This window comes from Exiguobacterium antarcticum DSM 14480 (genome assembly GCF_000685865.1).
Classification (GTDB): domain Bacteria; phylum Bacillota; class Bacilli; order Exiguobacteriales; family Exiguobacteriaceae; genus Exiguobacterium_A; species Exiguobacterium_A antarcticum.
In genome coordinates, this window is record NZ_JMKS01000003.1 from 82,999 (window position 1) to 102,943 (window position 19,945).

The following is a 19,945-nucleotide window of genomic DNA, read 5'->3' on the forward strand; positions in this document are numbered from 1 at the left end:
GCGATAATGCTTATTTTAACAGACTCAATCGATATCATTTAAGAACAATTCCAGTTCTGCCGTCAGTTCGTCAAGTGGCTTTGCCAGAACCGGCACTTGCGGTAGACTCGAAACAAACCGTTTTCCGTAACGTGTCGTCTCAATTCGCCGGTCAAAGACAAAGACGACGCCACGGTCATTTGTCGTCCGGATCAATCGACCAAATCCTTGTTTAAAACGAATGATCGCTTGCGGTAAACTGTATTCGAAGAACGAGGATTTCCCTTGCTGTTCAATCTGTTCCGAGCGGGCTTGGACAATCGGTTGATCCGGTGGCGCAAAAGGCAAGCGGACGATCACAAGACAACTTAAATCGTCCCCTGGTACATCGACCCCTTCCCAAAAGCTTGCCGTCCCGAACAGGATACAGGCGTCAAGTTGTTTAAACTGTTTCATCAGACGTTGACGTGAACCTTGGGTAATCCCTTGAGAAAGTAACGTAAAGCGTTCAGGTAATGCCACCTTCGTTGCATCATGCGTTTGTCGCAACATCTCGTTTGAGGTGAACAAGACAAGCATCCGTCCTTCTGTCACTTCCGCAATCCGAATGATCGCATCCGCGATGACTTCGGAATAGGTCGCTTGTGGTACATCTTGTAATAACGGCAAATCCGTCGGGACCATCAATCGGACTTTTTCCGCATATCCAAACGGCGAGGGGACGATGAACCGTCGTGTCTCAAGTTCTGATAATCCCAGGCGCTGTTCGATGAATTGAAATTTGTTCGACACGGTTAAGGTTGCAGAAGTCAACACACACGTCCGTTTCGAAAAGACATCCCGATGCAGGCGTCCAGAAATATCAATGGGTTGCGTATAAATCCGTGTCAGCTTCCGATTTTTAGCAGTCGTTTCAATCCAGGATACGGTCTCATCGTGTGGAGCAAGCATCGTTTCGAAAATGGCTTGTTCGGCCTCTTCGAGTTGACCGATGACCGTCTTCAAATCTGCGACGACCGACCGTTCCCGATAACTCATATGTTCACGTTGATCATGGAACAATTTATGAATCGCCCGAATCGCCTGACGTAACCGTCTTAAGACCAGTTCGACCCGTTTTGCACTTTCTTGGACGGCACGCATCGAGTGATCGAGTCGTTTAAAGCGGACCGTGACCCGTCCTTCCCGTCGTTCTTTACGTGAGGCAAGCTCTAGTCCGTAGGCCTGGATGATCGTCAACAGACCATCTGCCTCTTCGAGTAGTTCCGTTAATGTCTCATCAATCGTTTCACTATGTGCCTCAACCAATTCCGTCAAATCAAATTGATCGGACAGACTAATCAATTTTGTTAATAATTTTTTATCCGATGAAAAACCAAGCTGTCTGAAAATCCGATCAAACGAATGCCCATCAAATACTAAACCAAAATGATGACTGGCTACTTCTTCGATTTGATGCGCCTCATCTAAAATCAACGGACAGCCTTTCGGCAAGACACCTGCTTCATATTGAATGTCACTAAACAACAGCGCATGGTTCGTGACGATGATTGTTGCCTGTTTTGCTCGACGAACCGCATGATGAAAGAAATCACGGCTATACCAAGGGTCAAATCGTCCTAGTTGTGATTGGCTATCGGACTGAATCAATTGTTTGATCGCAATATTGCCTTGGGCTGCCCCGCCCGGTAAGCTGACTTCCTCTAAATCCCCCGTATCTGTCTGCGTCAACCAGACAAGCAAAATCGCTTTTGCGAGCGTAAAATTATACGGCTCTTCCGTCTCACTGAGGAAAAATTCGAATTTTCGTAAATCCATGTAATTATTCCGACCCTTCAGCAGGGTGATGTCGACGGGTTCGTTGAACAGCTGGCGCAAGAGTGGTAAATCACGTGCAAACAGTTGTTCCTGCAATTGAATCGTATGCGTGCTGACGATGATCGGGGTCTCATGTTCAATCGCATAATGCGCGGCAGGTACAAGATATCCGAGCGACTTCCCTGTCCCTGTCCCCGCCTCGACCAACAAAGGTGTTTCTTGATCAAGCGATTGATAGACATGACGCATCATCTCGAGTTGGCCCATTCGTGGTTCGTATCCTGGGAACAATTGAGGAAAGACCGTTTCATTCAGGCGATCAACAAACGGACTAAACGGTTCAAGGTCCGTCCGTATCGTCAGTTCTTCCGAGTCGACCCGCTTTTTCAGGGCAATCTTTCGGAAACTGTCGAACCGTTCATCCGGCTCGAGACCCACCAGTCGAATCGCCTGATCGATCTCTTCCTCAATCGCACTAAACAATTTCCCGGCTAAGCGACGTAAATGGCGTAATGTATCAAGCGGTAAATTCCGCAACTCACTAAGTAGATAGAGTAACAGCTCTGCCGTCGCTTCCGCGTCACTGCCTGCTCGATGTGCTTCGTGATGCGTCAAGTGTAAGGCGTCGGTCAGATGTGATAACGAATGACTTTCTGCTGTCGGCAATAAAATCCGCGCCAATTCGACGGTATCAATGACAGGCCCTGTATACGGTAAATAACCTTCTTCTTCTAACGCTTCATTTAAGAACGTCAGATCAAACTGGACGTTGTGTGCTACGAATACACCACCGTCTAACAATTGCAAAACACGTGGTGCAATCTGATCAAACGTTTCCGCATCGGCAACATCCTTGTCCGTAATTCCCGTCAGCTGCGAAATAAACGGCGGAATCGGTTTTTGCGGACGGACAAATGCCGATAGACGTTCCGTCATCTGACCGTCTTCGATCACTGCCATACCGATTTCAATCATTTCATCGCCGGATTTAATCGAATGTCCGGTCGTTTCTAGGTCCACTACAACAAACTTTTTTTCCACGGCTTCTCTCCACCTTTAACCATCCACATGTTCACCACATGGCATCTCAAGTTCCATCTTAACAAAAAAAGACCCGGCATGTATCCCGGGTCTCTCAAATTCATAAGATCGTATGTGCGATTTCTTGTGACAACATTTGTTTAATGCTGTTCTCTTGATCGAGTACCGCTACTTTAGGAACATGCTCAGCGATTTCTTCGTTCGTGAGTTGTGCATACGCCATGATGATGACCTCATCACCAATTTGGAAATGACGTGCCGCTGCTCCGTTTAAACAGATGACCCCTGAACCACGTGCCCCTTTGATGGCATACGTCTCAATCCGGGCACCGTTCTGATTATTCGTCACTTGAACTTTCTCGTTTTCAAGAATTCCGACAGCATCCAGTAAGTCCTCATCAATCGTAATCGACCCGACATAATGGAGGTTGGCCTCCGTGACGCGGGCTTTGTGTAATTTTGCGTGCATGAATGTTCGTAACATGGTCATGCTCCTCTCGTATATAATAAGTTATCGATCAAGCGGGCTGATTCGAATTGAACCGCAACCGCTAATAAAATCGTTTCTGTCGTTGCATCGATCGGTCCAAGTGTCGGATAAGCGACGGCTTCGACATAATCGATCGTCGTTCCTTCAAATTGCAAAAGTGTACGTGTTTTTTCGAGAACCGTGTCAAGCGGCTGCCCTTGATCGAGCGCCTGTTTTGCTTCGACTAATGCTTGTTGAATCCCCGGTGCCTGTTCCCGTTCTCGATCAGACAGATAGACATTCCGCGACGATTTCGCCAGCCCATCTGCTTCTCGAATGATTGGACACCGTTTGATTTCGACCGGGACAAAATAATCCGCGACATATCCTTCAATCAAAGCGAGTTGTTGCGCATCTTTTAATCCGAAATAGGCACGCGTCGGCTGGACGATATTAAACAATTTACTGACGACGGTCAGGACACCATCAAAATGTCCCGGACGTGAAGCGCCACATAAGACGTCATCCCCAGAACGAACGGTCACTCGGGCCATATCGAGCGGATACATCACCTCGTTTGTCGGATAAAACAGATAGTCCACTCCGGCAGATTGCGCCAGTTGCTGATCACGTATTTCGTCACGCGGGTACCGGTCCAAATCTTCATTCGGTCCGAATTGTGTCGGATTCACAAAAATACTTAAGACTACGATGTCATTTTCTGCACGGGCCTGCTCGAGTAACGAGGCATGCCCTTCATGCAGGAATCCCATCGTCGGAACAAATCCGATTGATTGTTGTCCGCTTAATTCTTCCCGCAATTGTTCGACGCTCCGCATGATCTTCATTCTGTTGTTCCTCCGTATAAGGCACCAATCAATTCTTCATCCATCATGAACGAGTGCGCGAGTTCTGGAAACGTACCATTTTTTACTTCTTTGACATAATTAGCGATTGCTTCTGTCCCCGACGTATTCCAGTCGGCATACGCCTTGACGAATTTCGGAAGACGTCCAACTCCGTAAGTCAGAATATCATGATAGACCAGCACTTGTCCGGCAACATCCGAACCAGCCCCAATCCCGATCACCGGAATCGTCAACAACTCTTGGACCCGTTTGGCTAACGGATGAGGGACACATTCTAACACAAGCATCTTCGCTCCGGCTTGCTCGGCCGCTAAGCTGTCGGCAATCAACTGTTCAGCTGCCTCAAGTGATTTCCCCTGGACCTTAAATCCTTCTAAAACCCCAACAGATTGTGGCGTCAGTCCTAAATGGGCGACACAAGGCATACCGGCATCTGTCAAACGACGAATCGTCGTTAAGATGTCGCCTGCTCCTTCAAGCTTCAAAGCGTCCGCGTTACTTTCCTGGAAGATACGCGCCGCTGCGTCAAGCGTCCGGTCGAACGAACCGTGGTAACTGGCAAACGGCATATCAACGACCATAAACGTGTTGGGAGCTCCTCGACGTACAGCACGGGCATGATGGACCATGTCATCAACAGTCACGGCAATCGTTGAATCATATCCAAGAATCACATTCCCCAATGAATCGCCGACTAACAATAAATCAACTTGCCCGGCTTCTGCTAGTTTCGCCGAAGGATAATCATAAGCTGTCAGCATGACGAGCTTCTCTCCGGTTTGTTGTTTTTTTAATAAAGGTGTCATCGTATGCATGTGTGTTCTCTCCTTCGTAGTTTAGAGAGGACAAAAGGAAACGCCTTTCCTTCCTAAATAAATCATTAGGAAAGAAGGCGTGGATAAGTGCAATATCGTCCTTCTGTCCCTGTCCGAGTAGGATCAAGGCAGTAAAATAAAACCTATCAATCAAAGCCTTTAACCGGTATGACTCCAAATGGCTATCATCCTTGCACTTAGTATACATGATTCAAAAAGCAGACTGCAAACGTCCGAACTTACATTTCTGTCCAGTAAATCAATTCAGCGGAATGAAACGTTTTGATTCCTTCTTCCGTTTCGATTTGAAGTGTCCCATCAGACTGGATGCCGCGCAGATAACCTGTTACCGTCATTTGCCGCGTACGTAGTGTCACCAATTCGTTTAGTCGATCAGCATACGTTTCCCATTCTGACACAAATGACGCAAAGCCATCGACTAACCAGCGCTGATACATCTGTTCAAATTCATTTAAAAACAACGCGACGATTTTTGCGCGGGAAAATGATTTTCCCGTCGCGAGTTTTAATGACGTCGCCCGGTTCGTCAACACGTCCGGAAAGTTTTCGTGCCGGACGTTTATCCCAATCCCAATGATCACGGAATTGATCCGATCGGCTTCTGTCTGCATTTCCGTTAGGATTCCAGCCACTTTTCGATCGGCAATCAATAAATCGTTTGGCCATTTGATCGTGACCGGTACCTCAAGCGTCCGTAATACTTTTGACAAGGCGATTCCCGCAAGCAACGTCAACTGACCCGCTTGATGCAGCGGTGCCTCCGGACGCAAAATCAGACTCATCGCAATACCGGCTCCTCGCGTCTCATGCCAGACCCGCCCGAGTTGACCACGGCCACTCGTTTGAAAATCACAGACGATGAGCGTTCCTTCGGTTGCTTCTTGTTGCGCTTGTTCATGAGCGATCCGCTGTGTCGTTTCCGTCTCTTCTAAATGAACAATCTGTTGTCCTAACTGTTTTGTTTGGAGATGCTGTTCAATGGCGAGTGCTGTCAGCCGGTCTCCTTGATCAATGAGATGATAGCCTGTTTTTTTGTTTGATTCGATTTGATAGCCCGCTTCTTTTAATGATACAATTTGTTTCCAAATAGCGGTACGTGAAATATTCAGCTGATCAGCCAACTCCTGACCGGATATCCAGTCGGTCTGCATCAAGGTTTGGAGGATCCGGTCCCGTGTTGTTTTTTCCAAGTCATCACTTCCCTTAATAAACTGTCACGTTGATTCTCAAGATGACGGTAGACCACTTGTTTTTCCAAGTGATGAAGCGCCTCTTTAATCTCTTTTTTGTGTAAGCCGAGTGCGATCATGTCACGTCCATTGACGGTCAAGTCTTTTAACTGGCGAATCGGTAACGTGGTCCGTTCGTCATGATGACGACCCGTCATTTCATTTAAGTGCAACAATTCTTCATCTGATAAACGATAACGTTGCCAGTCCGATAACGTTTCCTCGTTAACGAGCACCGCTAATGTCTTCGCACGCGTTTCTTGTTTCTTCGAGCGTTTCCAGGCCCGCAACGCTTCCGGACGTAGACCTGCCACCAATACGAGTGTCCAGACGTCCTCTGTCGACACACCGTTGAAGGGAAGTCTGATCAACTGTTCGATGATCGACCGGTCGAGGTGAGGGAGATACGCATAGACTCCTGTCCGAAGCATCGCTTCTAACGCTGCCGTCCGACCTGGTCCTAACAATAATTTTTCAACCTCATTTGCAATCCGCTCAACCGCAACCGCCTGAAGATGTTCTTGTTTGTCTTTGATCGCTTGTTCCGTCTGAGGATCAAGTGAAAACTCCAACTGACTCATGAATCGAAATGCTCGAATCATGCGGAGCGCATCTTCATCGAACCGGTCTTCTGCTCGTCCGACCGTACGAACGATTTTTGCTGCCAAGTCATCTTGACCCCCGAACAAGTCCACAAGCCCTGTCGGCTTGAGTGCCATCGCATTGATTGTAAAATCGCGTCGAGTCAAATCTTCCTCTAAGCTGACCCCGAGTGTCACTTCGTCCGGTCGACGACGGTCACTGTACGTACTTTCTGAACGAAATGTCGTCACTTCGAACGGGTCATGGTCTAGGACAACCGTGACGGTCCCATGATCGAGACCTGTCGGAATGACGACAGGAAACAAGGGGATCACTTCGTGAGGGAACAAGGATGTCGCCAAATCATAGTCACCCGGTTGCCGTTTCAGTAACATATCACGGACGGCTCCACCGACGATATACGCTTCCCCGCCCGCCTGTTCAATCGTCTGAATGATTTGATTCGCCCGCTCAAGCATTTTCATATCGTGCACACACCCGTTCATAAAGAAGTTCATATGCCCGAACGACTTGATTGGAGTCAAACCGTCGCCGCGTATCCCGAATCCCTTCCTCTGCCAACTCTTCTCGTAGTGACGGGTCGTCTGCCAAACGACCAATCCGGTCGGCTGCCGCTTTGACATCATAGGTCGGAACGATAAATCCGGTTTTCCCGTCTTGAATCACTTCCGGTAATCCACCGGCACTCGAGACGACGCTTGGAACCCCCACCGCCATCGCCTCCAGAACAACAAGACCAAATGCTTCCTTTTCCGATAATAATAAATGGATGTCACTGATCGCTAATAATTGAGCGACATGTTCTTGTTTCCCAGCAAAAATAATCTTGTCGTAGATCCCCAGTTCTTTCGCTCGTCGTCTTGTCTGCCCCATCTCTGGACCGTCACCAACAAGCAGCAGGCGCATCGCCCGACCATTTGACGCAATCGCAAAAGCGGCTAACGTGTCATCAATCCGCTTGACCGGACGGAAGTTCGAAATATGAATGACGACGGTCTCATCCGGCTCAATCCCGTAATGACGTTTCAAACGATCATCTCGCATCGGATAATAAACACTTTCATCAATCGAGTTCGGAATCACATCGATCGAATACTGCCCGTTTAACGTCATATTCGTCTCCAGGGCAAGACTTTCCGAGACGGCTGTGACGGCATCCGAACTTTCAATCCCGTAACGGATGGCAGGCTGCATCTCTAAGTCTTGACCGATGACCGTGATGTCCGTACCGTGTAAGGTCGTTACGACACCCACCCCTTTTTTCTTCGCCATGTTTCGGCCCAGTTCGGCACACACCGCATGGGGGACTGCGTAATGGGCATGGATGATGTCGAGATCAAACAGGTCGATCACTTCCGCCACTTTCGAAGCCAATGTAATATCGTACGGTGGATACTTAAAGACCGAATATTGATTCACTTCGACGAGATGGACAGTGATGTTCGGTCGATACTCCGTCAGGCGGAAGGGAATGCTTGATGTAATGAAATGAACATCATGTCCCCGATCCGCTAATTTCATACCGAGTTCCGTCGCAACGACGCCACTGCCGCCGACTGATGGGTAACAAAGAATCCCAATCGCTTTTTTCATATTCACTCACTCACTCTCCACTGATAATGTCCTCTATCCTGCTCATTGTAATCAAATTAGCGACTAAAAACTACATCGACCACTTTTCGAACGATTTTCGTGAGAAAGACTAGTCTTTTTTGAATTCTGCCGTTACCCTAGAGAAAGAGTCATGTCAGAGAGGAGCAAACAGATGGCACCCCCATTCCAGTTTCCGATTCGAATTCAAAATATCATTTGGATTTTAATCGGATCATTTATTTTTGCCTTTGGTATTTATCATTTTAACGTTCAAAACGAGTTAGCTGAAGGAGGCTTTACCGGAATCACCTTGATTTTAAAAGGGTTGTTCGGATTTTCTCCTTCCATCACCAATCTGGTCTTGAACATTCCGCTTTTCTTCGTCAGCTATAAGCTGCTTGGTCGGACGACGTTCATCTACACGTTGATCGGCACGTTCAGCTTTTCGATTTGGTATGGCTTGATCGCGAAGTATTCACCGCTTGAGATTTTATTGAAGGATGACATGGTACTTGCTGCCTTATTTGCCGGCGTTTTCATCGGTGTTGGTCTCGGTATCATCTTCAACAACGGTGGCACGACCGGTGGCGTCGATATCATCGCCCGCCTGACGAAACGCTATTTTGGTTGGTCGATCGGAAGAACGTTTATGGTCTTCGACTTTTTTGTCATCATTGCCTCTTTAACGTATCTCGACTACAAACAGGCGATGTACACGTTACTCGCCGTTTACGTTGGGGCGCGTGTCATCGATTGGATGCAAGAAGGTACGTATGCCGGAAAAGCGGCGATGATCATCAGCGATCAACGAACGGAGATTGCGGACGGGATTCACGCAACGATGAACCGGGGAACGACCCGCCTGGTCGCAAAAGGTGGTTACTCGGGACGAGACTTGGAAGTGCTCTACGTCGTCGTTGCCCGTAATGAAATCACGCGACTGAAAACACTCGTCAAGTCCGTCGATCAACACGCCTTCATCACCTTACATGACGTTTATGAGGTCACGGGAGAAGGATTTACGTTTGACGAAAACCGAATCCCAATCAAAGAAACGTGACACGTTGTTGTGTCCACAACAAAAAAACGAGGAATCCAAAAGGACTCCTCGTTTTTTTCTATTTAGTCATCACTAGACGGTGCAAAGACGAGCAATGCGAGTCGGACGAATTCAGCTACGGCAACGAGTGTCGCTGCAACATAAGTCCAAGCAGCTGCGTTCAATACGCGACGTGAACCCCGTTCTTCTTCCGCATCAATGATCCCGTGTTCCGTCAACTGGGCCATCGCCCGGTTCGAGGCATCAAACTCGACGGGTAACGTCACGAGTTGGAAGATGACCGCTCCAAGCATCAAGATGACACCAAGAATCGCAAAACCGGTGATACCGGCAAACAAACCAATCAGCAATAACGGAAACGATAGGTTCGACGTGATCGAAGCGACTGGTGCAATCCGGTGACGGACACGCATCATCCCATAATCCGTTGCATCTTGAATGACGTGACCGATTTCGTGTGCGGCAATCGAAACAGCTGATACCGTTGAACCGTAATAGACATCTTCCGAAAGACGAACGACTTTATTCGTCGGATCGTAGTGATCGGACATCGTTCCGCCAATCGGCTCAAGGCGGACATTTGTAATTCCATTTTGTTTCATGATGAAATCAGCGACTTGCGCCCCTGTCACCCCACTATGAATCGGCACTTGTTGATATTTTTTATACGTTTTTCTGACACGCATCTGAGCCCAGATCGGCACGATGATGATGATGGCCAAATAAATCAGATAGTTCGCCATGTGGCATCTGCTCCTTCATAAAAAGATTATATCCTTATTTTATGTTCAAGCGAACTTATTGTCAATCGAATCGCGTACGACAAACCAATATCCCATCAAAAGACATAATCCAGTCAGCCAAAACGATCCGTACCCAATCCACTGGATGTGCTCAGCAAGTGCCGGATAACGTGGCCATTGTCCTAGTACATAATCGACGACATCGTTATGAAGGACCCAAATGGCGACTAACACAAGTTCTCTTGTCCGAAACGTCATCACGGGGGCATATAAAATAGCTTGGAACGCCATCGCCCCATGTGAAACCATCAACATCAAGGCCATCGCCGTTAAGTAGGAATCACCCGTTCCCAGTTCGCGTAACATCAAGGCGTTCATGATGACCGCCCAGACACCATATTTGATGAGCGTCACAAAAGCGAGGGCTTCAAATAACCGCGAACGTCGATTGAAAATCCAAAGGAAAACGATGATTGTAAAAAAGAATGATGCTGTCGGGCTGTCGGGAATAAACGGATAGTAATACCATTTCGACTGCGCCAGTTGCGGTTGATACCAATAATAACCATACAGGGTACCCGCGAGATTGATTAACGCGAGTGGCCACAAAACAGCTTTATGCGTCAAAATGTGTAAAAAGGGCATCTGACTTCACCTCATGATAGACAAAAACCGGAGGAAAATTCCCCCGGTTGTCATCTTATTTATTGTTTTCTCCGCCTTCACCGTATGAAGCGATGAATTTGGCGAGTTCTTTACGGTCTGCATCTGAACCTTTGTACTGTCCAGCAGGCATCGATCCGACCCCTTTGTCTGCAATCTCATAAATTTCTTCTTCTGTCTTTTTCGTACCGACGAGGGCCGGAGCTGCTGCTCCACCTTCAAGGTTTTTCCCGTGACAGTTGACACATGATTGGTTCGAGTAAATCTCAAACCCTTTTGCTGCTGTATCGATTTCAGGCCCTTCGTTCATCGTCAACTCACCTTGTTTATGGATTGTATCCCAGTGCGTTGTTTGAACAGATTCCCAAGTCAAGAAAATGATTGAGACAATTCCGAGTAACATCATGCTGACTGCAACCGGACGTTTCGCTGGGCGACGCTCAATGCCTTGATCTAACCATGGTGCTACGAGTAATGCCGTAAAGGCAAGACCCGGAAGGATGACAGTCCCCATCAAGATGTATGGACCGGCAGCAAATTGATATTTCAAGAGCTGATAGAGGAATAGGAAGTACCAGTCCGGAAGTGGAATGTACGACGTATTCGTCGGGTCAGCAATGTTTTGAAGTGGTGCCGCTTCAACGATTGTCAATGTCATGAAGCCAATCAAGAAGACCGCTCCAACCATCCATTCGCGAAGTAAGAAGTTTGGCCAGAACGCTTCCGTCCGACCTGGATACTCTGAATAATCTTTTGACTTATTCGGCATCCGGTTGTTGATCGACACCCGTGAATCGGTGACGAATTTCATTCCTTTACCACGATGCATCGTGTTCTCCCCCTTTTAGTTGTCTAAAGTAATTGTCGGTTTAAAGTGGTCCAGAGATCCCTTGTTTGCGGATCATCATGAAGTGGGCCCCGAGCAAGACGAACAATGCTGCAGGAAGGAAGAAGACGTGAATCGCAAAGAATCGAGCAATTGTACTCGCTCCGACGATTTCTCCACCCGCAAGGAGTGTTTTCGCGATACCACCGATGACTGGAATACTCTCAGCAATCTGAATGGTAACTTTCGTCGCGAATAAGGCTTTCATGTCCCATGGCAACAGATATCCTGTCAGACCAAGCGCTAAGACAACGAAGAACAACAGAACGCCGACGACCCAGTTCAATTCACGTGGTTTTTTGTAAGAACCTGTGAAGAAGACGCGTAATGTATGTAAGAACAACATTACGATAACAACGGATGCGCCCCAGTGGTGCATACCACGAACGATTTGACCGTGGGCGACTTCATTTTGAAGATAATAAACAGACGCGTGTGCGTTGATGATATCTGGTACATAATACATCGTCAAAAACATTCCCGAAAGAATCTGAATGACAATCGTAAAGAATGTCAGCCCGCCAAAACAATAAACGAATGCTGAAAAGTTATGCGCCGGGTTAACGTGTTCTGGTACTTCATGATCGGCGATATCTCGCCACAGCGGAGTAATATCTACCCGCTCATCGATCCAATCATAGATTTTTTGCATCATCGCTTACGCACCTCTTTCGACTGGTTTACCTAGATAGAGGAAACCATCTTTCTCTTGCATTTCATATCCGTCAAGCGGTTTCGTCGGAGGCGTTCCTGGAACGTTAACGCCATCTTTCGTATACCGACCGAAGTGACATGGGCAATAGAATTGTTCTGGGTGCGTTGGATCAGATCCAAAACTTACTTGACAACCCAAGTGTTTACAAATCGGTGATAATGCTAAAATCTCACCTTTATCGTTTTTAAACACCCAAGCAGACAACGTTTCTTCAAACTCATACCACGCATCCTGTGTTTGTTTCTTAAAGTCGACCCGTTTTGGTTCTGTCGTGATGTCCGACAACTTCATTACTTTTACTTTATCGCCTGCTCCTGATTTTTTCAGGACTGGATCAACTGCGAAGTTGACCATCGGCATGACCATCGTCGCCGCCATAAAGCCGCCGACTCCCGTCAATGTATACGTCAAGAACTGACGACGTGTTACGTTAGACCCGTTTTGAGCCATCTCGATCCCCCCTCGTGATGTACACTGTGCCCCAAGACCACGGTACTTCACACAAATTTCTCACATGGTAATAGTATCTTAATAAAATCATTGCGTCAACCGCTTCATAGCGCGGTCCAACGGTTTCCTAGCTGCTCGAGGACTTGCCTGACAAAATTCCCGACCATCTGACCTTGTTGATCGCGACTCATCGTCTCAAGCGATAAACGCGGGACATAAATCATGTCCTCGACCGATGTCTCTTTCCACCGTAAATCGGCGGTAATGAACGTCACAAATCGAAATTGTTCAGAAGACGCTGCTTGCTCCCAACTGCTGAGCTGTTCAATGGATGGATCACCGATATAGGTCATCGGTGGTACGAGCATCGCCCGACCGGACAATTGTCGTTCAACTTCCGTCGCCACCGTCATCGTCATATCTGCACATTCTGCAAAAGCATGCATCGCTTCGTCAAATCCGACAGGTATCAATGGGACAATCAACGTATCGATATACGCTTGTTCGTTTCTCGTCCTTTGAACATCGGATGGTTTGAAACGCAAGTCATTTCCCCCTTTCCTGTTCACTTACAATTCGTCACATTTAATGTATCATATCCGCTTTTGTTACTGCTTCCTTAATGTGAACGTTTTATGAAATTACCTACGATTTTTCTTCATATTTTGCCCTTACTTTCACTTTCCGAAAAAAAGCCCCCTCCTGTTGAACAGGAGGGGCACTGCCATCATGGTTCCACTTTTAGACTTACAACTGGCTACGAATCACTCGCAACTCGTCCGAAAGAGATTGGAAACGATTTTTATCCCGCGCATCCAGTGCTTCATCAATCAGTCGGACAAGACGTTCTTCCTCTTGGCGATTGACGGTCGCAGCAATAAAATTCATCGCCGCGTCTGCCAATTTGGGTTCAACGGCCACTTCTGGTCGAAATGGATTTTCTTCTAACAACGAAAGATACTCATCATCCATCATCATGCCTTGAAAGTTCAATTCGATATAAAGCGGTTCATTCGTTAACCGGATATCATGATACGCTTTTTCGGGGTCCGTTGTTTTGACTTCCCCTTTTTTAAACAGAAAAGGGTCCGCGTCAAATCCATATGTCGTAATGATCATCGCCTTCGGGGCAAACATGGCATTTTGAACAAAATGAACTTGATCAAGCTTCTCTTCATTACGAAGCCAATAATCAATGATCCATTTTGATTCCCGACGTTTCAACGTATAATAGGTCAAGATGCGGCGCAAGAAACGCTGCTTTCTCTCTGTCATCTTAATCCTACTCCCTTCTCCAGTGAAGTCATCCATCCATTCGTTCGACATAGTCGACTAAGTCTGCGTCTTCCGGCGTTAGACTTGCCGCACGTCGTAATAAGGAGTTCCCCTCTTCACGACGGCCTTCCTCGACTAATGCATAACCATACTCCTTTAAGAATAAAGCATCATCCGCAAAAGCAGACTCGACTTGTGCATATTTTTCCATCGCTCGTGTATACTCTTCTAACGCATACAAGGAACGGGCACGGTACCATGTCAGGATCGGGGCTGTGACATGTTCTTCGATCGCCGAGATCGTCTCGAGCGTCGCCTCGTGATCTTCATCTTCAGCAAGCAGGGCAAGTAGCCGTTCTGCTGCCACAAGCGACTCTGGATTGAGGGCAAGTGCTTCACGTAAGGCTTTGACACTCCCTTCCCGGTCACCGAGTTTCAGTAGGAATAGTGCTTCCATCGTCCGTAATTCATCATTGTAGTCATCCCGTTCGATGCCTTGTTTGATGACATTCAAGGCTTCTTTCGTCAAACCAAGTTCCGACTGGCTTTCTGCATAAGGGACATACGCAGATGTATAATCCGGATCTTGGGCAATCAGCTGTTGGAACGTTTCGACTGCTTTTTGATGTTGACCGACTCGGTGGGCCGTCATCGCAAGACCAAATAACGTATGCAAGTCCGAGCGCTCCGCGACGGCCCGTTCATATAACGGGATCGCTTCTTCAAATTCACCAATCATCGCCAGTGACTCCGCATATAATGCATCTAATGGTAATTCTTCACGTAGGACGGGATCTGCCGCAATCTCAGCAAATAAGGGCACGGCCTGATCAAACGCACCGAGTGTCATATACAATTCGGCTAAACCATAGGCAAGCAATGGTTCGTCCGGCGCAAGCGTCCGGGCTTCCTTAAGTTTAGCAAGTGCCACTTCGTCTAACCCTTGCGACTGGTACAAATCAGCTAACAAGACCAATGTCCGTGGTCCGTTTTCGATGTCGCTCGTATCCACTTGCTCAAGGACCGTGATGGCCTCTTCCTCACGGTCGAGATCGATGTAACATTCAGCGAGCAGTAACGCAACCCCTGCATTTCCCGAATAATCGACATAGAGTGGTGCTAATAAATCAACTGCACGATCTGATAGACCAAGCTCGATATAGAGATCGGCTACTGCCAAACGGTCTTCATCCGTACCCGTTTTTTCAAGTTGTTCGAGCGCCGCTAACGCTTCTGACGTGTGACCATGTTCAAGGCTTTCGACTATCTGTTTTAATAGGTCTTCGTTCAAGGCAAACACCTCACTTTCTTCTATTTCACTGTTCCTGTCGAACTTATCGGTTCGCCTGCTGTAGTGTCTTTAAATCATCATAGAACGTTGGGTAACTGACTTCAACTACTTCATTTCCGAGCACTTGAATTTCCGGTTGTAACGTCGAGGCAATCGTCAACATCATCGCCAACCGGTGGTCACCGGCGCTGTCGACCGTCGCACCGATCAGAGGCGTCGGTCCATCAATGATCATCCCGTCTGCCGTCGCTTCGATTCGGGCCCCGATTTTTTTTAAGGCCGACACGACCGTCTCGATCCGATCCGTTTCCTTGACTCGTAATTCCGCCGCATCCCGGATGATCGTTTTTCCATCCGCTTGTGTCGCGAGTAAGGCGAGCAACGGAATTTCGTCGATCAATGACGGAATCTGTTCCCCTTCAATTGAAATGGCTTGTAGCGATGTTGTCGTCAGTGTCACGTCTGCCGTCTCTTCTCCCGTCGACTCTTGACGATTCGTGATTTCAACACTTGCCCCCATTTGACGTAAGACTTGTAAAAAACCGATTCGGGTCGGATTCATTAACACGTGTTCAGTCGTGATGGCACTGTCTTGTCCAAGGACTGCCGCTGTCCACCAGAACGCTGCCGATGATGGGTCGCCTGGAATGTCAATCGTCGTTGCCTGCAGACGAATCGGTCCCTGCAAGCGAATCCGTCGTCCTCGTTCCTGCTCTTGAATCGTCACCTCAGCACCAAACTTCGGCAACATCCGCTCCGTATGATCACGCGAGAGAACCGGTTCAATGACCGTCGTCTCGCCCGTCGCAAACAAACCGGCGAGCAGCACCGCACTTTTCACTTGTGCACTAGCGACCGGTAAAGTGTACGTCGTCCCAACAAGGCGACGTCCCTCTATCGTTAACGGGGCGTACGTTCCGTCAATCTTTGCTCCAAGTGTCGTGAGCGGGACGGTGACGCGGTCCATCGGTCGTTTTTGCAGGGAGTCATCCCCCGTCAAGATATAACTTTCCTGTCCACCAGCTAAGATGCCGCTTAATAACCGTATCGTCGTTCCTGAATTTCCGCAATCAATCGCCGCGGCATGTAAATGGTCCGTTCCAGTGATGTGAATTCCATCACTCGTCCGCTCGACCTGAGCACCTAGCGCCTCGACCGCAGCAAGTGATGCTAGGCAATCGGCGCCAAGCAGTGCATTGGAAATCACTGTCGTGCCGTCCGCAATTCCTCCCATCAAAAAAGCGCGATGGGTCATCGATTTATCTCCGGGTACTCGTACTGTTCCTCTTAATCCCACTGTAAACACCTCACCGTTTGATCATATGCCTTACGTAGACGGTCTTCATCAACCTCTTCTAATTTGAATTCACCTTGTCGTTGTACTACAAAACGGATCGACGCATTGTTTTTTTTATCCCGTCTCATCAAATCCAAGTAGACCTGAAAGGCCTGGCGTTCTGGCAATGTCACGCCTAATCGTTTAATCAAGCTAACAACCCGCTTCGCTTGGTCCAGATTTCCTTCTACAAAAGAAACGAACACCAAACCGATCCCGACGGCTTCCCCATGTGATAAACCAGGACTCACGTACTCGACGGCGTGACCAAACGTATGTCCATAATTCAAAAAAGCCCGGACACCACTTTCCCATTCGTCCTGTTCGACGATCCGTTGTTTAACCGCAATCCCCGCTGCAATCGAGTCAGCTAACGGCAATTGTTTTACACCTGCCAAATCAAGTTCCAATAAATCGTGAGCAAACGTCGGCCGTGCGAGTAGACCGTGTTTTAGCAATTCAAAAAAACCGCTTCTCCATTCGCGGTCAGATAAGGTACGTAAAAAAGTTATATCATATAAGACGGCAGATGGTTGATAAAACGCTCCTACTAGGTTCTTACCCCAACGTAAGTTTAATCCAACCTTTCCGCCGACACTTGAATCGTGGGCAAGCAACGTCGTCGGGATTTGGATGAACGGTACCCCTCGCAAAAACGTCGCGGCGACAAAACCGGCTAAATCACCAATCATCCCTCCTCCGACAGCAAGCACCACCGTTTTCCGCGTCGCGCCTTTCTCAATGCCGTCTTCTAATACCCTTTGATAGACGGCGAGTGACTTACTCGCTTCTCCTGGTTCTACTCGACTGATCAGCTGCTTCTTGTTGAAACAGTGATCGAGTTGTGCACATACCGTCGCTAAATGGAGCGCAGCGACCGTCTGATCAGTAATGATCCAAAACTGGTCCGCTTGTTGTGCTTCCGGTACTTCTACAAGCCGTTTCACTGCGTCCGGTTCAATGTAGACGGTATAGGGACGACTCGCCTGAATCTGGAGTTGCGTCAAAAGAGACGCACCTCCTCCTTGTACGCAGCAACACTATCTTTCAGACGATCGAGCGTCGAACTCCCGAACATCTCTAGAATCGACGCCGCCACTTCAAAGGCGACGACCGCCTCGATGACGACGGAAGCGGCTGGAACCGCACAGGCATCGCTTCGTTCAATCTGTGCGACGAACGGTTCTTTTGTTTCAATGTCGACGGACTGTAACGGACGATACAAGGTCGGAATCGGTTTCATCGCCACTTGAACGCGGATCGGCATTCCGGTCGACATGCCCCCTTCGATCCCACCGAGGTGATTCGTTTTACGGTAGTAACCGGTCTCATCATGTAAGATTTCGTCTTGTACCGTACTGCCTTTCCGGCGCGCAAGATCAAATCCATCTCCAAAGCCAACTGCCTTCATCGCGTTGACACTGATGACCGCACGCGCAATCCGGCTATCTAACTTCGTCTCATTTTGTGTAAAGGAACCAATCCCGGGAACAAGCCCCGTCACGACGGCTTCGATTTCCCCCCCCAGTGTATCCCCATCTTGTTTCGCTTGATCGATGGCCCGCATCATTTTTTCTGACGCCACTTCATCTGCACAACGCACAAGAGAGGTTTCGATCGTCTCGCGGTGTTCCATCGGATTCACACGAGCGGCATCTACACCACCGATTGAGCGGACATGTGAGAAGATATCCACACCGAGTTGCGCGAGCAATTGTTTCGCGATCGCACCCACGGCAACGCGGGCCGCCGTCTCTCGAGCAGACGACCGTTCCAGGACGTCACGCAAGTCCCGGTGACCATACTTCAACCCCCCAACTAAATCGGCATGCCCCGGTCGTGGACGGGTCAGTGTACGAGGGCGTTCTAGTTCTTCTTCCAACGGTTCAGCCTGCATGACTTGCGTCCAGTGCGTATGATCCTTGTTTTCGATGAACAGGCTGATCGGTGCGCCTGTCGTATAGCCATGACGAATTCCACCGCGGACATCGACCGCATCTTGTTCGATCTGCATCCGTCGTCCGCGCCCGTATCCACCTTGGCGCCGTTTCATCTCTTGTTGTATTTGTTCGAAATCGATTGTTAAACCAGAAGGGACACCTTCGATGATGACGGATAAGCCTTTACCATGTGATTCTCCTGCAGTCATATAACGCATATGTTCCATCCCTTCGTCCTGTTAAATTTTTTCGTAGAAAAAGCTTTGTTTCATTTTAAGACCAAATCGTTCCGGTTGAAAGATTTGTTCTGTTCCACCAACAAACAAAATCCCGCCCGGCTTCAACGCTTGGACAAAGGAGCGGTATACATGGGCTTTCGCTTCTTCCGTAAAATAAATCAAGACATTCCGGCAAATGATCAAATCAAAGCCACTATCATAACGATCACCTAACAAGTTATGTTTACTAAAACGCACGAGTCGTTTGATCTCAGGAACAACTTCGAATTGTTGTTCTTGTTCGATGAAGTAGCGTTTTTTTCTGGCTTCTTCGACTTCGTTTAAAGCAGATGCCCCGTACCGTCCTTGTTTCGCTTTTTCCAGTACAAGATCGTCCAAGTCCGTCGCCTGGATCGTAAACTGCGCCGGATCCATCTTTTCATTTAAAATCATCGCGAGCGAATACGGTTCTTCACCTGTCGAGCAGGCGGCACTCCACGTTCGAATCCGACCGTGTGCGCGTGCTTGCAGGACAGGTAAGATATCTTGCTCTAACTGTTGCCAACGAATCGGATTCCGGAAAAACTCACTGACGTTGATGGTCATCCGATCCAAAAACTCTTCGTACAAGTTCGTATCTTTCTCCATCGCTTGCATGTAAGAAGCAAATGTACTATGTCCTTTTTTATCGCGTAATGCTGTTAATCGTCGTTTCATCTGTGCTTCTTTATATTGTCCTAAATCAATTCCCGATTTTTTTAAGAAACGTTGGATAAAAAGCTCATAGTCCTGCATAATCCACCTCACAAATCCTCTCTCTGTTTAGGGCGACTTCACAGTAGACCCCAATCTTATTTTCTATTTTAGCATAAAGCCATTTCCTTTCCAAAAAACAAAAAAAACGATTGAGCAACTGCTCAATCGTCTTGCC

20 protein-coding genes are annotated in these 19,945 nt (G+C 48.0%); 1 reads left to right on the forward strand and 19 read right to left on the reverse strand.

What is annotated here, in order from left to right; translation table 11 throughout:
• Window positions 1–24 precede the first annotated feature (24 nt).
• The 7 genes from dinG to bshA all read right to left on the reverse strand — a co-directional run bounded on the left by dinG (window position 25) and on the right by bshA (window position 8,437).
• Window positions 25–2,838, reverse strand: a complete 2,814-nt coding sequence (gene dinG / locus P404_RS0101510; protein WP_014970591.1) for an ATP-dependent DNA helicase DinG — start codon at window positions 2,836–2,838, stop codon at window positions 25–27.
• Between the two features lie 100 nt (window positions 2,839–2,938).
• The gene (gene panD, locus P404_RS0101515; protein WP_026829829.1) at window positions 2,939–3,322 is read right to left on the reverse strand and encodes an aspartate 1-decarboxylase; all 384 of its coding nucleotides are present in this window, start codon (window positions 3,320–3,322) and stop codon (window positions 2,939–2,941) included.
• A 2-nt stretch (window positions 3,323–3,324) separates the two neighbouring features.
• Window positions 3,325–4,155 (reverse strand): pantoate--beta-alanine ligase, encoded by an 831-nt coding sequence (panC, locus tag P404_RS0101520; RefSeq protein WP_026829830.1) that lies wholly within the window; start codon window positions 4,153–4,155, stop codon window positions 3,325–3,327.
• The gene (gene panB, locus P404_RS0101525) at window positions 4,152–4,991 is read right to left on the reverse strand and encodes a 3-methyl-2-oxobutanoate hydroxymethyltransferase (RefSeq protein WP_014970594.1); all 840 of its coding nucleotides are present in this window, start codon (window positions 4,989–4,991) and stop codon (window positions 4,152–4,154) included. The genes panC and panB overlap by 4 nt, the downstream gene beginning before the upstream one ends.
• Window positions 4,992–5,230: 239 nt before the next feature.
• Window positions 5,231–6,202, reverse strand: coding sequence for a biotin--[acetyl-CoA-carboxylase] ligase (locus P404_RS0101530; protein ID WP_026829831.1), 972 nt, complete (start codon window positions 6,200–6,202; stop codon window positions 5,231–5,233).
• The gene (locus tag P404_RS0101535; protein ID WP_034773929.1) at window positions 6,163–7,308 is read right to left on the reverse strand and encodes a CCA tRNA nucleotidyltransferase; all 1,146 of its coding nucleotides are present in this window, start codon (window positions 7,306–7,308) and stop codon (window positions 6,163–6,165) included. The genes P404_RS0101530 and P404_RS0101535 overlap by 40 nt, the downstream gene beginning before the upstream one ends.
• Window positions 7,295–8,437, reverse strand: a complete 1,143-nt coding sequence (gene bshA, locus P404_RS0101540; protein ID WP_026829833.1) for an N-acetyl-alpha-D-glucosaminyl L-malate synthase BshA — start codon at window positions 8,435–8,437, stop codon at window positions 7,295–7,297. Before bshA ends, P404_RS0101535 begins: the two co-directional genes overlap by 14 nt.
• 172 nt (window positions 8,438–8,609) lie before the next feature.
• Here bshA and P404_RS0101545 point away from each other — a divergent pair, with 172 nt between their 5' ends.
• Complete coding sequence (locus tag P404_RS0101545) at window positions 8,610–9,497, forward strand: YitT family protein (RefSeq protein ID WP_026829834.1); 888 nt, start codon at window positions 8,610–8,612, stop codon at window positions 9,495–9,497.
• 62 nt (window positions 9,498–9,559) lie between these two features.
• Here the strand turns inward: P404_RS0101545 and P404_RS0101550 are convergent, their stop codons facing one another.
• The 12 genes from P404_RS0101550 to P404_RS0101605 form a co-directional block, all read right to left on the reverse strand.
• The gene (locus tag P404_RS0101550) at window positions 9,560–10,240 is read right to left on the reverse strand and encodes a zinc metallopeptidase (RefSeq protein WP_026829835.1); all 681 of its coding nucleotides are present in this window, start codon (window positions 10,238–10,240) and stop codon (window positions 9,560–9,562) included.
• A gap of 45 nt (window positions 10,241–10,285) precedes the next feature.
• On the reverse strand, window positions 10,286–10,885 hold the full coding sequence (locus P404_RS0101555; RefSeq protein ID WP_014970600.1) for a DUF1405 domain-containing protein: 600 nt from the start codon (window positions 10,883–10,885) through the stop codon (window positions 10,286–10,288).
• Window positions 10,886–10,940: 55 nt separating this feature from the next.
• A complete protein-coding gene (locus P404_RS0101560; RefSeq protein WP_014970601.1) occupies window positions 10,941–11,732 on the reverse strand; it encodes a menaquinol-cytochrome c reductase cytochrome b/c subunit in 792 nt (263 codons plus the stop codon).
• A 40-nt stretch (window positions 11,733–11,772) separates the two neighbouring features.
• Entirely contained in the window at window positions 11,773–12,444 is a 672-nt protein-coding gene (gene qcrB / locus P404_RS0101565) for a menaquinol-cytochrome c reductase cytochrome b subunit (protein WP_012370658.1), read from the reverse strand.
• A 3-nt stretch (window positions 12,445–12,447) separates the two neighbouring features.
• Entirely contained in the window at window positions 12,448–12,954 is a 507-nt protein-coding gene (locus P404_RS0101570) for a ubiquinol-cytochrome c reductase iron-sulfur subunit (RefSeq protein ID WP_012370659.1), read from the reverse strand.
• Between the two features lie 104 nt (window positions 12,955–13,058).
• A complete protein-coding gene (locus P404_RS0101575; protein ID WP_026829836.1) occupies window positions 13,059–13,499 on the reverse strand; it encodes a DUF2487 family protein in 441 nt (146 codons plus the stop codon).
• Window positions 13,500–13,701: 202 nt separating this feature from the next.
• Entirely contained in the window at window positions 13,702–14,229 is a 528-nt protein-coding gene (locus P404_RS0101580; protein ID WP_014970603.1) for a ReoY family proteolytic degradation factor, read from the reverse strand.
• Between the two features lie 28 nt (window positions 14,230–14,257).
• Window positions 14,258–15,520, reverse strand: coding sequence for a tetratricopeptide repeat protein (locus P404_RS0101585; RefSeq protein ID WP_014970604.1), 1,263 nt, complete (start codon window positions 15,518–15,520; stop codon window positions 14,258–14,260).
• Between the two features lie 43 nt (window positions 15,521–15,563).
• Entirely contained in the window at window positions 15,564–16,817 is a 1,254-nt protein-coding gene (gene aroA, locus P404_RS0101590; protein WP_026829837.1) for a 3-phosphoshikimate 1-carboxyvinyltransferase, read from the reverse strand.
• Window positions 16,808–17,863: a 3-dehydroquinate synthase gene (locus P404_RS0101595; RefSeq protein ID WP_026829838.1), complete on the reverse strand. Its 1,056-nt coding sequence runs from the start codon at window positions 17,861–17,863 to the stop codon at window positions 16,808–16,810. The genes aroA and P404_RS0101595 overlap by 10 nt, the downstream gene beginning before the upstream one ends.
• A complete protein-coding gene (aroC, locus tag P404_RS0101600) occupies window positions 17,860–19,014 on the reverse strand; it encodes a chorismate synthase (protein ID WP_026829839.1) in 1,155 nt (384 codons plus the stop codon). Before aroC ends, P404_RS0101595 begins: the two co-directional genes overlap by 4 nt.
• Window positions 19,015–19,035: 21 nt before the next feature.
• Window positions 19,036–19,809 carry a CheR family methyltransferase gene (locus tag P404_RS0101605; protein ID WP_014970608.1) on the reverse strand — a complete coding sequence of 258 codons (774 nt, stop codon included), beginning with the start codon at window positions 19,807–19,809 and terminating at the stop codon, window positions 19,036–19,038.
• Between the last annotated feature and the right edge of the window lie 136 nt (window positions 19,810–19,945).

Coding starts and splice junctions, on each gene's coding strand:
- panD (WP_026829829.1), bottom strand. CDS start 3,322: ATGTTACGAACATTCATGCACGCAAAATTACACAAAGCCCGCGTCACG.
- panC (WP_026829830.1), bottom strand. CDS start 4,155: ATGAAGATCATGCGGAGCGTCGAACAATTGCGGGAAGAATTAAGCGGA.
- panB (WP_014970594.1), bottom strand. CDS start 4,991: ATGCATACGATGACACCTTTATTAAAAAAACAACAAACCGGAGAGAAG.
- P404_RS0101535 (WP_034773929.1), bottom strand. CDS start 7,308: ATGAAAATGCTTGAGCGGGCGAATCAAATCATTCAGACGATTGAACAG.
- bshA (WP_026829833.1), bottom strand. CDS start 8,437: ATGAAAAAAGCGATTGGGATTCTTTGTTACCCATCAGTCGGCGGCAGT.
- P404_RS0101545 (WP_026829834.1), top strand. CDS start 8,610: ATGGCACCCCCATTCCAGTTTCCGATTCGAATTCAAAATATCATTTGG.
- P404_RS0101550 (WP_026829835.1), bottom strand. CDS start 10,240: ATGGCGAACTATCTGATTTATTTGGCCATCATCATCATCGTGCCGATC.
- P404_RS0101555 (WP_014970600.1), bottom strand. CDS start 10,885: ATGCCCTTTTTACACATTTTGACGCATAAAGCTGTTTTGTGGCCACTC.
- P404_RS0101560 (WP_014970601.1), bottom strand. CDS start 11,732: ATGCATCGTGGTAAAGGAATGAAATTCGTCACCGATTCACGGGTGTCG.
- qcrB (WP_012370658.1), bottom strand. CDS start 12,444: ATGATGCAAAAAATCTATGATTGGATCGATGAGCGGGTAGATATTACT.
- P404_RS0101570 (WP_012370659.1), bottom strand. CDS start 12,954: ATGGCTCAAAACGGGTCTAACGTAACACGTCGTCAGTTCTTGACGTAT.
- P404_RS0101580 (WP_014970603.1), bottom strand. CDS start 14,229: ATGACAGAGAGAAAGCAGCGTTTCTTGCGCCGCATCTTGACCTATTAT.
- aroC (WP_026829839.1), bottom strand. CDS start 19,014: ATGCGTTATATGACTGCAGGAGAATCACATGGTAAAGGCTTATCCGTC.
- P404_RS0101605 (WP_014970608.1), bottom strand. CDS start 19,809: ATGCAGGACTATGAGCTTTTTATCCAACGTTTCTTAAAAAAATCGGGA.